Source organism: Ruminococcus difficilis (genome assembly GCF_016680995.1).
The window spans coordinates 86,427-99,458 of sequence record NZ_JAEQMG010000061.1 but is presented as its reverse complement, the minus strand read 5'-3'; the positions used below and the strand labels follow the sequence as shown (position 1 = coordinate 99,458).

12 protein-coding genes and 1 pseudogene are annotated in these 13,032 nt (G+C 51.8%); 8 read left to right on the top strand and 5 right to left on the bottom strand.

The window, feature by feature from the left end:
- The coding region (locus JKK62_RS07605) for an HPr family phosphocarrier protein (RefSeq protein ID WP_201427408.1) at positions 1-236 on the top strand (236 nt) is incomplete at its 5' end.
- 609 nt (positions 237-845) lie between these two features.
- Here JKK62_RS07605 and JKK62_RS07600 read toward each other — a convergent pair.
- The gene (locus JKK62_RS07600; protein ID WP_201427407.1) at positions 846-1,379 is read right to left on the bottom strand and encodes a dockerin type I repeat-containing protein; all 534 of its coding nucleotides are present in this window, start codon (positions 1,377-1,379) and stop codon (positions 846-848) included.
- A gap of 230 nt (positions 1,380-1,609) precedes the next feature.
- Complete coding sequence (locus tag JKK62_RS07595; protein ID WP_201427406.1) at positions 1,610-2,662, bottom strand: hypothetical protein; 1,053 nt, start codon at positions 2,660-2,662, stop codon at positions 1,610-1,612.
- 314 nt (positions 2,663-2,976) lie between these two features.
- Here JKK62_RS07595 and JKK62_RS07590 point away from each other — a divergent pair, with 314 nt between their 5' ends.
- The 5 genes from JKK62_RS07590 (at position 2,977) to JKK62_RS07570 (ending at position 7,519) form a co-directional block, all read left to right on the top strand.
- The gene (locus JKK62_RS07590; protein ID WP_201427405.1) at positions 2,977-4,248 is read left to right on the top strand and encodes an adenylosuccinate synthase; all 1,272 of its coding nucleotides are present in this window, start codon (positions 2,977-2,979) and stop codon (positions 4,246-4,248) included.
- Between the two features lie 78 nt (positions 4,249-4,326).
- Positions 4,327-4,698, top strand: a complete 372-nt coding sequence (locus JKK62_RS07585) for a four helix bundle protein (RefSeq protein WP_201427404.1) — start codon at positions 4,327-4,329, stop codon at positions 4,696-4,698.
- A 34-nt stretch (positions 4,699-4,732) separates the two neighbouring features.
- Positions 4,733-6,148, top strand: a complete 1,416-nt coding sequence (gene purB, locus JKK62_RS07580; RefSeq protein ID WP_201427403.1) for an adenylosuccinate lyase — start codon at positions 4,733-4,735, stop codon at positions 6,146-6,148.
- Positions 6,149-6,160: 12 nt separating this feature from the next.
- Complete coding sequence (locus JKK62_RS07575) at positions 6,161-7,120, top strand: purine-nucleoside phosphorylase (protein WP_201427402.1); 960 nt, start codon at positions 6,161-6,163, stop codon at positions 7,118-7,120.
- Positions 7,121-7,204: 84 nt separating this feature from the next.
- Positions 7,205-7,519 (top strand): MGMT family protein, encoded by a 315-nt coding sequence (locus JKK62_RS07570; protein WP_201427401.1) that lies wholly within the window; start codon positions 7,205-7,207, stop codon positions 7,517-7,519.
- A 55-nt stretch (positions 7,520-7,574) separates the two neighbouring features.
- Here JKK62_RS07570 and JKK62_RS07565 read toward each other — a convergent pair whose 3' ends face one another.
- Positions 7,575-8,414 (bottom strand): GIY-YIG nuclease family protein, encoded by an 840-nt coding sequence (locus JKK62_RS07565; protein ID WP_201427400.1) that lies wholly within the window; start codon positions 8,412-8,414, stop codon positions 7,575-7,577.
- Positions 8,415-8,655: 241 nt separating this feature from the next.
- Between JKK62_RS07565 and guaA the strand changes: the two are divergent.
- Positions 8,656-9,576, top strand: a pseudogene (gene guaA, locus JKK62_RS07560) (glutamine-hydrolyzing GMP synthase); the annotation flags it as partial.
- Between the two features lie 222 nt (positions 9,577-9,798).
- On the opposite strand, the gene JKK62_RS07555 reads toward guaA, so the two are convergent.
- Both JKK62_RS07555 and thyA read right to left on the bottom strand, forming a co-directional pair.
- Positions 9,799-10,653 (bottom strand): dihydrofolate reductase, encoded by an 855-nt coding sequence (locus JKK62_RS07555; protein WP_201427398.1) that lies wholly within the window; start codon positions 10,651-10,653, stop codon positions 9,799-9,801.
- Positions 10,654-10,691: 38 nt separating this feature from the next.
- Complete coding sequence (gene thyA, locus JKK62_RS07550) at positions 10,692-11,525, bottom strand: thymidylate synthase (RefSeq protein WP_201427397.1); 834 nt, start codon at positions 11,523-11,525, stop codon at positions 10,692-10,694.
- 266 nt (positions 11,526-11,791) lie between these two features.
- Here thyA and mutY point away from each other — a divergent pair, with 266 nt between their 5' ends.
- Positions 11,792-12,820 (top strand): A/G-specific adenine glycosylase, encoded by a 1,029-nt coding sequence (gene mutY, locus JKK62_RS07545; protein ID WP_201427396.1) that lies wholly within the window; start codon positions 11,792-11,794, stop codon positions 12,818-12,820.
- Positions 12,821-13,032: the final 212 nt, after the last annotated feature.

Sequence of the window (13,032 nt, the reverse complement as noted above, 5' to 3'; positions counted from 1 at the left end):
ACAAAGCAGGCTTGCACGCGCGTCCCGCGACATTCTTTATTCAGAAGGCTAACGAGTACAAGGCTACCATCTGGGTTGAGAAGGATGAGAGAAAGGTTAACGCTAAGTCACTCCTCGGCGTTCTTTCCCTCGGCATCATCGGCGGCACCTCCATCAAGATCTTCGCTGACGGTCCCGACGAGACCGACGCGGTAGAGGGTCTGGTAGAGCTGATCAACTCCGGTTTTGCTGAATAATATCACGCAAAAGATCAAGGCGGACGTTTGTCCGCCTTTTATTTTTGCAAAAATATGGCTGCCCTCCGAGCGGTCGTTAAATATTCGGAATATAACAATACTACGTCATTGCGAGGGCACTTGAAGGGGACCCCGACACGCCCCACGTGTTGGGGAAAGGAGGAGCCGCCACACAAGTTCAAGGCATACCAACCGGATATGCCTAACGAGTACGGCGTGCGACGACGAAGTGGCAATCCCAGCCAGTGGCGCTTAGCCAATCGCAGGCATAGCCTGCTCTTGGAGCGCTGTTGCATGGGAGTTGTTAGCCAAATCAAAGATTTGAACAACTCCTCACAAAGAGGAGAACCGACACTTCCGTAGGGACGACCATCGGTCGTCCGAGAATAACGGGCGTAGAATCAGGCGGTACCCTTAGATAGAAGGAAAAGCATCTGCGATGCCGGACGAGCAATGCTCGTCCCTACGGCGACGTTTCCGTTTCATTTAGTAGTTGCGAGAAGCAACAAAAGCCTTGGCAATGACTGCGGGAAGATCAAGCTGCAAAAAATCCCCGAGGAGAGCTCTCCTCGGGGATTGTGCTATTCAGTTAAGATAGATCGTGAATGATCAAGCCGGATGCTTAGCGTCCCAAGCATCCCAAGTGGTCATGTTAGCCAGTACGCGCTGCATCAGGGTTACGTCGATCGCGTCGACTTCGCCGTCGAGGTCAACGTCAGCGGCAACCGCGTTATAGCTGGGAACTTCATATTCAACCAGTACGCGCTGGAGAACGGTAACGTCAGTCGAATCAAATATGCCGTCCTTGTTAACGTCGCCGCGAACAAACTCAGCGAGGATCACGAGAGATTCGGGAGTGACCTCCTGTGTACCCTCTGCGTCCGCAAAGAGCTTTTCACAATTAGCGCAAGCGTAGTGAGACTTAACGCCGTCCTTGGTAGCGGTAGCGGGTACCTCTGCAACAAGAGAGAGCTCGTGACCGGGAGCCTTAATGGTCTTGGTCTCGCGGGAGATCTCTTCCTGACACGCAGTGCAGTATACGACCTCGTCATAAGAGCCGTCCACGGTGCAGGAAGCGGGAACTACGTTCTCCTGTACCGGCTCGCCGGGAGTGTGAATATGTACCAGCTTCGGGATAACCAAATCAGCCTCAGTGACTTCTACGGTACCGGCAGCGTCAGAGAAGAGCTTATCACAGCCGGAGCAGGTGTAATGCGCCTTGGTACCGGCAGCCTGCTCGGTAGCGGGAACCTCGGGAACATAGGTCAGGGTATGGGTGATGATCGGGAGCTCAACGGGAGTACGGCTGATCTCTGCCTGACACTCGGTGCAGTATACAACCTCATCGTAGGTAGTCTTATCGTGAGTGACTACTACGTTCTCCTGTACCGCCTCACCGGGGGTATGAGCGAGCTTGTCGATGGTCTTCTGCTCACGGGAGATCTCTTCGCCGCACTCGGTGCAGTATACGACCTCGTCATAGGAGCCTTCCGCCTGCAGGAAGCGGGTACTACGTTCTCCTGTACCGGCTCGCCGGGAGTATGTGTGTGAGCGGACGAGCCTGCGGGCAGGGTGGAATCGTCATAGCTCCACGCGCAGCTAATGCCTGCGGTCTCAAAATAAGATTTGACCACGTCTTCCTCAAACGCCGCCTTGATATCGTCCTTGGTCAAACCTAAGCCTGCGCCGATATCGTCGATCAGCTTCTGCTCAGACTTGTAACCTGCGGAAGAAGGATCGATCTCACACTTATACTTGTGAGCGTTCTCATAGCAAGTCTTGTTCTGGAAGTCGGTCTTTGCCTCGGAGAGGAACTCGACAAACAGAGAATACTTGGTCTTGCCCTGCTCTACACAGGAACCGACAACGTTACCGATCGAGGTGATCGCCAGAACGGGACCGTTCTCTTCGGGATCGATATCTCTCCAGTATACGGTCTTAGTCTTCTTGGTGGAGTCTACGTCGTTCTCCATCTCGGTTCCGTCGCTATACGCTACGTGACCGAAGCAGTCGGTGGTGAAGAACAGAGAACAGGTCTGAGCGCCCCAATTTCGCGGAGCGATAATCTGCGCAAAAATGATCTTGTACTGTACGCCGGGGGTAAACTGATAACCCAGCTTTGCAACAGGATCGATCTCAAAAATACCGCTCTCGTTGGCAGTAGCAGTACCAATCAGCTTGCTGGCGCCCCAAGCTAAGGGCTTAGTGGGGTTCGCTTCGGTGTCAAAGTCGCCACCTGCCATGTAGAAAGCGATCTTGTCCTTAGCGCCCATGGTCCAGCCTGTGCCGTCTACGTCAAAATAGATTTTGCTGCTTTCGGGAGTGAAGCCGTCAGTAGTAGCCGCATTGGAAGTGACTACGCCGACTGCCATGACGGAAACGACCATCATCACTGCTAACAGCAGTGATAAAAATTTCTTAAACATGATAATTACCTCCTATAAAGTATATTGGTGCGATTACATTATGCCATAAAACTTTGAAAATTACAACTGTTTTTTCTTAGTTTTTTAGAATATTTTTGATATAAATTATTATTCGCAAATCCCATTCTTATGTGATATAGCCGAAATTCACTCATTTTTCCAATATCTGTCTGTTATTTTGAGGGGATTTGTGCTATAATCCGGATAGTAAAAACCTGCCTTGCAGGAGGTAGGGTTCTTTTCGGGTGTGGGTGTCCCACCATACACCATTCACCCTTCACTATTCACCATTCACCAAAATTCGGGAGGTACATATGAATACTGCGATCGTAGGCATCAACTGGGGTGACGAGGGCAAGGGCCGTATGGTCGACCTCATCAGCTCCGACTATGACGTTGTCGTGCGCTATCAGGGCGGCGGCAACGCCGGACACACCGTCATCAACGAATTCGGCAAATTCGCGCTGCACCTGCTGCCCTCGGGTATATTCCGCAAGGGCGTGGTGTCCGTCATCGGCAACGGCGTTGCCGTGGATCCCGAGAGTCTGCTGGGCGAGATCCGCTATGTGCGCGACAAAGGCGTGGAGGTCACGCCCGACAACCTCAAGATCAGCTCGCGCGCGTCACTGCTGCTGCCGTGGCACAAGGAGCTGGATTGTCTGGAGGAACAGCGCCTCGCCGACAAGAAGTACGGCTCCACCAAACAGGGTATCGCGCCGTTCTACTCCGATAAATATCAGAAAAAGACCGTTTTAGCGGGCGAGCTCTTTGACGAAAAGGCGTTTTTTGAACACCTCGACGGTATCATGGAATGGAAGAACCTGACCCTCGAGAAGGTCTACGGCGCCGAACCGACCACCCGCGAGAAGCTCAAGGAGTGGTACGAGCGCTGCTGTATCCCGCTCATGCCGTTCATCGGCGACCTCGACAGCTTTTATGATCGCTGTGAGAAGCAGGATAAGAACATCATGTTCGAGGCACAGCTCGGATCGCTGAGAGATATCGACTACGGTATCCACCCCTACACCACCTCGTCCTCCACCATCGCTGCCTACGCGCCCATCGGCGCGGGCGCGCCTCATCTGAAGCTCGACGAGATCATCGGCGTCGTCAAGGCGTATTCCACCTGCGTGGGCGAAGGCCCCTTCACCACCGAGTGGTTCGGCGAAGAAGCCGACAAGCTCCGTGAAGCCGGCGGTGAATACGGCGCAAAGACCGGCAGACCCCGCAGAGTCGGCTCCTTTGACGTTGTCGCGACCCGCTACGGTGTAAAGGTGCAGGGCGCTACCGCGATCGCGCTGACCAAGCTCGATGTACTCAGCTACATGGATCAGATCCCCGTATGCACCAAGTATATCGTGAACGGCAGTAAGACCGACCATTTCCCCTTCCCCTCTCTGCTGGCTAAGGCGGAGCCCGTCACCGAGTATCTGCCCGGCTGGGGCACGGATATCAGCGGTGTCAGACGCTTTGAGGATCTGCCGAAAGCAGCGCAGGACTATGTGCTGTATATCGAAGAAAAGATCGGCTGCTATATCAAGTACGTATCCGTCGGTCCCGAGAGAGATAGTATTATTATTCGATAATGTTGGAAGTGATCAGTGGTCAGTGACCAGTGGTCAGAAACATAAAACATAAAGCACTATTGTTATAGGACAACGTATATGTATATCAGAAATTATCGAGATTTGCTTGTTTGGCAAAAAGCAATGGATCTTGTCATAGAAGTCTATCAATTGACAAACCTTCTTCCCCGAGAAGAAAACTATAACTTGTCAAGTCAAATGCGTCGGGCGGCTGTCTCAATTCCCTCCAACATTGCAGAAGGTCAACAACGAAAATCCACAAAAGAGTTTATTAATTTTCTTTCTATTGCCAGAGGCTCAAACGCTGAATTGCAAACACAATTATTAATATGTATACGATTAGAGTATTTTACCGAAAAGCAGATCCATCATGCCTTTACGCTGTCTGAAGAAATCAGTAAAATACTAACAAAGCTTTCCGCTAATCTATCTGCTATTTCTGATCACTGACCACTAATCACTGATCACTAAAAGGAGCATCACTATGACAAACAACTACGAAAGTCCGTTTTCGGCGCGTTACGCGTCCGACTATATGAAATCACTTTTCTCCGCTCAGACGCGCATCGAGACATGGCGCAGACTCTGGGTGGAGCTGGCGAGAGCGGAGAGTGAGCTGGGTCTGCCCATCACTGACGCTCAGGTCGCAGACCTCGAGGCGCACATCACCGACGTCGACTTTGACTATGCCGCCGAGAAAGAGAAGGAATTCCGCCATGACGTTATGGCGCATATCCACGCCTACGGCAAAGTGGCGCCCTCCGCGGCAGGCGTCATCCACCTCGGCGCGACCTCGTGCTATGTCACCGACAACGCCGACCTCGTGCTTTATCGCGACGCGCTGCTCTACATCCGCGGCGAGCTGTTGAAGGTCATCGCGAACCTGTGCGATTTCTGCGAAAAACACAAGGATATGCCGACTCTCGGCTACACCCATTATCAGCCCGCACAGCTGGTCACCGTCGGCAAGCGCGCGTCATTATGGCTGCAGGACTTCGTGTCCGATCTCGACGAGATCGACTTCGCGCTGAAAAACGTCAAGTTCCTCGGATGCCGCGGCACGACCGGCTCGGAAGCGAGCTTTGTGGAACTCTTTGACGGCGACGGCGACAAGATCAACGCCCTCAACCGCAAGATCGCCGACGCGTTCGGCTTTGACGAGATCTTTGACGTACAGGGTCAGACCTATCCGCGTAAGCTCGATTCGCGCATCCTCAACGCGCTGTCCTCCATCGCGCAGTCCGCGCACAAATTCGCTACCGACATGCGCCTGTTACAGCACGATCGTCAGCTCTTTGAGCCGTTCGCGAAAACGCAGGTCGGATCGTCCGCGATGCCCTACAAACGCAATCCGATGATGTGCGAGCGCGTATGCTCGCTGTCACGTTATCTCATGGCTGACGCGCTGAACGCGCCGATGACCGTATCCGTCCAGTGGATGGAGCGCACCCTCGACGACAGCGCCAACCGCCGTGTATCCATCCCCGAGGGCTTTTTGTGCGCCGACGCGGTACTGCGCATCGTGCAGAAGGTCACCGCGGATATCTTTGTCAACACCGACGTCATCAACAAAACCGTCATGACTTATCTGCCCTTCATCGCGACCGAGAACCTGATGATGGAAGGCGTCAAGCGCGGCGGCAACCGTCAGGAGCTGCACGAGATCATCCGCCGCTGCTCCATGGAGGCGATCGCCGGTATGGATAAGGGTGAATCCTGCAACCTGCTCTCTATGCTCGCCGATGACGAGAACTTCCCGCTGACCGAAAGCGAGATGACCGATGTGCTCAACCCGAGCGCCTACATCGGCAGATGTCCCGATCAGGTGCAGGCGATCGTCGACAAGACCCGCCCGCTGATCACCGACATCGACCGCGAGAACGCAGAGATCAATATTTAAGGGGTTATCCTTATGAAAAAAGCAATCACACTGGTTTTGATCCTACTGTTCCTCTTTGCGCTGACCGCCTGTTCAAAAGCTGAACCGACCACCGCTACTCCGGATCAATCGGATGTGATCGCTGTTTCCAAAGAGGCTTTTGACGCAAAGGCGTATTACAAAACGCTGCAAAGCTGTGTATCGCAAATCAAAGCAAAAACCGATTTTGTCCCCGATATCGCGCTGGTACTGGGCAGCGGACTCGGCGACTACGCGGACGGCGTCAAGGTCGTCAAGGAGATCCCCTACAGCGAGATCGACGGCTTCCCCGTATCGACCGTACCGGGTCACGACGGCACCCTGATCTTTTGCGAGATCAAGGGCAAAAAGGTTGTCATCATGAACGGCAGAGTCCATTATTATGAGGGCTACAGTATGCCCGAGGTCGTATTGCCGCTGCGCGTGCTTCACCTTTTAGGCGCAAAAACGGTGATTTTGACGAATGCTGTCGGCGCGATCAACGAGGACTATTCGGTCGGCGATTTTGTCACGAACGTCGACCATATCTCGAGTTTTGTCCCCTCACCGCTGCTCGGCGAGAACATTGACGAACTGGGCGAGCGCTTTGTCGATATGAGCCATATCTATGACGAGGACATGATCTCGATCGTCGAAACTGTCGCCGAAAAGGAAAACATCACCGCCCACAGAGGCGTGATGATCCAGACGACCGGCCCGCAGTTTGAAACGCCCACCGAGATCAAAGCCTATCGCAACATGGGCGCCGACACCGTCGGCATGAGCACGGTGGTCGAGGCGATCGCCGCCAAGCACATGGGCATGCGCGTCTGCACCGTCAGCTGTATCACCAACTTGGCGGCAGGCATGCAGGCAAAGCTCTCTCACGAAGAGGTGAAGAAGGCGTCCGACAATTCTTCCGCCAACTTCACCAAGCTGATCGACGGTCTGCTGACCGAGATGAAAGCGGAATAAAACAACACAGCCCATAGCCGTAATATCGCTATGGGCTTGATTTCTTTATATGGCGCAAAACATCACAACAGCCAAGAAAGAAGCATGATGATGAAAAACTCGTTTGAATTGATCTATGACGTCGTCAGGCGTATCCCTTACGGCAAGGTCGCGACCTACGGACAGATTGCGATGCTCGCGGGCAATCCGCATTGGAGCCGCGTCGTCGGCTACGCCCTGCACGTGAATCCCGACCCCGAGCATATCCCGTGCTTCCGCGTGGTCAACCGCTACGGCGAGCCGTCCTCCGCCTTCGCCTTCGGCGGCGTGAATGAACAGATCACCCTCCTGCAAAACGAGGGCGTGGAGTTCATCGACGGCAGAGTGGATCTTTCCAAGTATCTGTGGGATGGGAGATAAAAACGAACTATATGATTAACGGCTAACAAACAATCTGTTTTGTTAGCCGTTTTCTCTATTCCTCTTGTAAGTGTTTTAGTGATACTCCGTCTTGAGTGACCCACTCTGTTAAACCGTTTGCGTTTCGTCCCATCACAATAGAAGCTGCCGTAGACGGGGAGGAAAAAATATAGTCTTTTGAAAAAGTAAAGTTTTCGTCAATTGTTCTGTTTTCAATCAGTTTATCCCTTTGCTTATGATAAGTGAAACTTTTTGTAAAAGTAGCGGATACTTTAGATCCTCTATATACCACAAATCCGTCCGCAACAATTGAACCTGCGGCATCTGCTCCTTTTTTGGTTTTTATATATAGTTTAATCTCGGCTCGATTGTTATCTTTTACCGTTGTTTCTTCGATTGTATCAAAGACTTTGTAGCCTAAAGTGTTTACGAGCAGTTTAGAATTACTGATAAACTCTTCCAACATAGCTTCATCATATTCCGAAACTGAAGACTTCGTCGGAACATTAGAATTAACAATAGTAGCTCTACCTGAATTAATAGCGAGCGAATAAAATAGATTCTCTAAATACTTTACATGAGCTTTATTAAGAATGTTATCTTTACTGATAACAACAATCACATCGTTCCAATAATTGGCGTCATTTAAATGCTGCTTTAAACGTCTTTGCATGTTTTCTGCTTCACCAATATAAATGGTCTCATTATTATCATCATCTCTACCAAAAAGAAAATAAACCCCTGTATAAACAGATTCGTTACGAGTATAGAAAGAATTCAACTCAGCTCTTGCTACCTTAAATACCCTGCCATTCCAATTAGATAATTCACACATAATCATCCCATTAGGGTTATTATCAAAAATGATCATCTGAATGGTTTTATTAAAGCTCATCGCAATATCTCCTTGCCTTAACCTAAACTAACGTTAACACAAGATGATAGAAAAATCAACATTTTCTCTGAAATATCGCAGATATTCAAACGTAGTTTATATTTTATTGATATTGACGACAGCACTGCATTTTGCTATAATTTAGCCATTAGATACTATATATCGTATTTGGGAGGATAATATGCAAGGAAATGTAAGACCCGAAACTATGGAAAGAATCACCACTCCTGAGCTTGCTCAGGCTTTCATCGACGAGCAGATCAAGGAACTCCGTTCCCAGATCGGCGACAAAAAGGTGCTTCTCGCGCTCTCCGGCGGCGTAGACAGCTCTGTTGTCGCGGCGCTGCTGATCAAGGCGATCGGCAAACAGCTCGTATGCGTTCACGTTAACCACGGACTGCTCCGCAAGGGCGAGCCCGAGCAGGTCATCGAGGTGTTCCGCAACCAGATGGACGCGAACCTGATCTATGTTGACGCTGTCGACCGCTTTCTCGATAAGCTCGCGAATGTTCCCGAGCCCGAGAAAAAGCGTAAGATCATCGGCAAAGAGTTCATCGATGTTTTCACCGAGGAGGCTGAGAAGCTCGACGGCATCGAGTTCCTCGCTCAGGGTACCATCTACCCCGACATCCTCGAGTCTGACGGCGTCAAGGCGCACCACAACGTCGGCGGTCTGCCCGAGGATCTGCAGTTTGAGTTGGTAGAGCCCGTCAAGCTGCTGTTCAAGGATGAAGTCCGCGTTGTCGGCAAGGCGCTTGGTCTGCCCGATAACATGGTATTCCGTCAGCCCTTCCCCGGTCCCGGACTGGGCGTTCGCTGCCTGGGCGCGATCACCCGCGATCGTCTGGAGGCTGTCCGCGAATCCGACGCGATCTTGCGTGAGGAGTTCGCGAAGAACGGTCTTGAGGGTAAGGTATGGCAGTATTTCACCGCTATCCCGGATTTCAAGTCTGTCGGCGTGACCGAGGGTAAGCGCACCGAAGGCTGGCCCGTCATTCTGCGTGCCGTCAACACCAAGGACGCTATGACCGCCACCGTCGAGGATGTGCCCTTTAAGCTGCTGCAGCACATCACCGAGCGCATCACCAACGAAGTAGCAAACGTCAACCGCGTCCTCTTCGACCTCACACCCAAGCCCTGCGCGACAATCGAGTGGGAATAATAAAACAAGTCAAAGAAATGGCTTAAACACTGACTTTTTGACACTTCAAAAGTCTTGTTGATACCGTTTTGATACTGTTTACTATTCTGCACAATAAATTCAACCAAGAGGAAACCCCTCTCGTTTGAACGCTTCGTTCATTCGAGAGGGGATACTTTTATTATCATGTTACCGCTATTTTCCGGTTACAATTATATGTTTTTGTAAGAGATTAATCAACGGTCATTTGCCGTCCGCATACGCGTCGATGGCGGAGAGATCCGTTTTGTCGACGGTCACGGCGCCGGTTTGATCGGTCAGGCTGCCGTAGTTCTCGGTCAGTGCCTCGATATCCGCAAGATCCGCGATCTGATGATGCGCGCGCAGATAATCCTCAAAGCTGAGATCGTCTTGCTCGAGGAACTCCGCTACCTCGTCGGCGCTCAGACCCTTTTCGAGCGGACGGAAGTAGGCGTGAAGGAGCGAGCGCAGTTCTTTGCGATAGGACTGATCGTCTGTGTCGGGCAGGGTCAGCGTCATGGGTTCCTTCTTCTTGAAATAAGCCGACATATTCGTGCTCAGCTTCTGTGCCGCCGTCAGCGGCTTGGGAGAATCGTTATGATAGACGACAAAGGAGTATTTCAGCCCTTCATGCTCCTTCAGCTCCGATTCATCCGCTACGCTCCAGCCGTCAAGCTCGTCAAGATTCGGGATGAACGTATCCGCCTCACCGTCAAAGCACATTTTGGTAATATGTGCGTCGGAGCAGTACGGCAAAAGCTGGCGGTACATCGACCCGCCGCCCACATCAAATACATCGTCGGGATGAAAACAGCCGATCAATCTCAACAGCTGTTCCATACTGCCGCACACTACCGCGCCGGGGATCCGCAGATCCTTGATATCGGCGAGCACAAGGTTCAGCCGCGCGGGAGCGGGCTTACTGTTCGGCAGGGAGAGAAGAGTGGTATATCCCATCACCACGACCTTGCCGCGGGTCGTCGTGCGGTAGTACATCATATCGTCGGGGATGGATAACAGCAGATCGCCGTTTTTGCCGATCCCCCATTTTTCATCGACCGCTACAATCAGTTTCATAGTTGCCTCCTAAAGCCTTCCCCTCAAAAAGAAGACTATCAAATCGCTACGGGGATCTTTTCGTTGAACTCGTGATATTTGTAATCGATCAGCTTGAAATCATCCAAGGTGAAATCATAGAAGTTCTTGACGTCGGGATTGATCCAGAGCTTGGGCGCGTCATATGGCTCGAGCTCGATGATGCGCTTGACCGCGTCAACGTGTCTGTCATAGATATGCGCGTCGGCGATCACGTGCAGGAGGGTGCCGACCTCAAAGCCGCTCACCTGCGCGAACATATGCAGGAGGATCGCGTACTGGCAGACGTTCCAGTTGTTCGCGACCAGCATATCCTGCGAGCGCTGGTTGAGGATCATGTTCAGCTTGTTTTCCGTGACGTTCAGCGTCACGCTGTAGGCGCAGGGATAGAGCCCCATCTCGTGCAGATCATGATGGTTATAGATATTGGTCATGATACGGCGGGATTCGGGATGGTTCTTGAGGTCGAACAGCACACGATCCACCTGATCGAACTCGCCCTCGGGATAGATATGCTTGACGCCCAGCTGATAGCCGTACGCCTTGCCGATGGAGCCGTTCTCATCCGCCCAGCTGTCCCAGATATGGCTCTTGAGCTCATGGATATTATTGCTCTTCTTCTGCCATATCCACAACAGCTCGTCGATACAGCTCTTGAAAAAGACCTTGCGGAGCGTCATGATCGGGAACTCCTTAGAGAGGTCATAGCGATTCACAACGCCGAACTGCTTGATCGTATGGGCGGGAGAGTGATCGTCGCCCCAGTACGGGCGCACGTTCATCCCCTCGTCGGAAAAGCCGTTTTCGATAATATCCTTACAATTCGCGATAAAACGCTCGTCAGCATAGCTCATACTCATCCATCCTTTTTCTATCAGTTGAAATCGGGCGCGCACGCCGTTATCTCGCAATGCAAACTAAAAAATCACTGTGTACATTATACGGTTTAGGGGGGTAAATGTCAATCTTGTATTTTACACCCTATTCATAGTATAATAGTGGTGCGGAAGATCAGATAACGTAGTTATATCACAACGCAAAGATAGAAAAAATAACGCTTCTGCCACACGGTACGTCGACAAGCGCCGTACCCTACCGCGCTTTACTGATAGGAGCATTTATGAGCAAGAGCCTTTCCCCCATCGTCGAGCCGCTCCTTAATTGGTTCGATCAAAACAAAAGAGTATTACCGTGGCGACAGGACAAAGAGCCGTATCATGTCTGGATCTCCGAGATCATGCTGCAGCAGACGCGGATCGAAGCCGTAATGGGCTACTACGCGCGGTTTCTGGAAGCCTTGCCGGATGTCGAAAGTCTGAGCAAGGTCGATGACGACGCGTTGATGAAGCTGTGGGAGGGGCTGGGCTATTACAGCCGTGCCCGCAACCTGAAAAAGGCGGCGATCGTCATCACGGAGGAATACGGAGGGGAGTTTCCGCAAGCCTTTATCGAGCTGAAAAAGCTCCCGGGGATCGGAGAATACACCGCGGGCGCGATCGCGTCCATCTGCTTTGATGAAAAGGTACCCGCCGTGGACGGCAACGTCCTGCGCGTGATCGCGCGCGTACAGGGCAGCCGTGATAATGTCCTGTTGCCGCAGACGAAAAAAACCGTCACCGAACAACTCAAAAAAATCATGCCGCAGCGTGCCGGCGCGTTCAATGAGGCGTTGATGGAGCTGGGCGAGCTGGTCTGTCTGCCGAACGGCGCGCCGCTGTGCGAAAGCTGTCCGCTGCAAGAGCACTGCACCGCATACAAAAAAGGGCTGACAGAACAGATCCCCGTGCGCGTCAAAAAGATGAAACGTAAGCGTGCCGATAAATCCGTCTTTATGATCACCGATCCGGACGGAAGGATCGCCATCGAGAAGCGTCCCGATACCGGGCTACTGTCGGGGATGTACCAGCTCCCGAATGTCGAGGGCTTCCACACCGACGATGAACTGCAAGAGATCCTGCGGCAATGGGAGTTAGTACCGATCGACATCGTGTTCACCAAAGAAGCGAAACACGTTTTTACCCATATCGACTGGTATATGAAGGCGTATCATGTGACCGTCACAGAGCATAACGATCGCTTCATTTGGGTGACGGAGGACAAGCTGAAAAACAGCTATCCCCTGCCCACCGCCTTTCAAAAATTGCTGTAAAAGCCTTCCTATGGTTTCTCCCTTCGGTCGGTCAATTAATACAATCCCTCAGCCCACATTCGGGGACAGCCTCCTCGCCGGAAGCGGCTCCCCCTCTGTCGCTTCGCGACGTCTCCCCAACGGGGAGCTCCTTTACCAAAGGGAGCCTTGGAAAACATCTTCCTCTTTCTAAACTTTCTTTTTCAATAAACTAAAAACGCACCCGAGCGGGT

Bases quoted from the DNA above. Each gene is read 5' to 3' on its own strand.
- JKK62_RS07575 (WP_201427402.1), top strand. From the start codon at position 6,161: ATGAAAAAAGCAATCACACTGGTTTTGATCCTACTGTTCCTCTTTGCG.
- JKK62_RS07585 (WP_201427404.1), top strand. From the start codon at position 4,327: ATGTATATCAGAAATTATCGAGATTTGCTTGTTTGGCAAAAAGCAATG.
- JKK62_RS07555 (WP_201427398.1), bottom strand. From the start codon at position 10,653: ATGAAACTGATTGTAGCGGTCGATGAAAAATGGGGGATCGGCAAAAAC.
- JKK62_RS07595 (WP_201427406.1), bottom strand. From the start codon at position 2,662: ATGTTTAAGAAATTTTTATCACTGCTGTTAGCAGTGATGATGGTCGTT.
- JKK62_RS07565 (WP_201427400.1), bottom strand. From the start codon at position 8,414: ATGAGCTTTAATAAAACCATTCAGATGATCATTTTTGATAATAACCCT.
- thyA (WP_201427397.1), bottom strand. From the start codon at position 11,525: ATGAGCTATGCTGACGAGCGTTTTATCGCGAATTGTAAGGATATTATC.
- mutY (WP_201427396.1), top strand. From the start codon at position 11,792: ATGAGCAAGAGCCTTTCCCCCATCGTCGAGCCGCTCCTTAATTGGTTC.
- JKK62_RS07590 (WP_201427405.1), top strand. From the start codon at position 2,977: ATGAATACTGCGATCGTAGGCATCAACTGGGGTGACGAGGGCAAGGGC.
- JKK62_RS07570 (WP_201427401.1), top strand. From the start codon at position 7,205: ATGATGATGAAAAACTCGTTTGAATTGATCTATGACGTCGTCAGGCGT.
- purB (WP_201427403.1), top strand. From the start codon at position 4,733: ATGACAAACAACTACGAAAGTCCGTTTTCGGCGCGTTACGCGTCCGAC.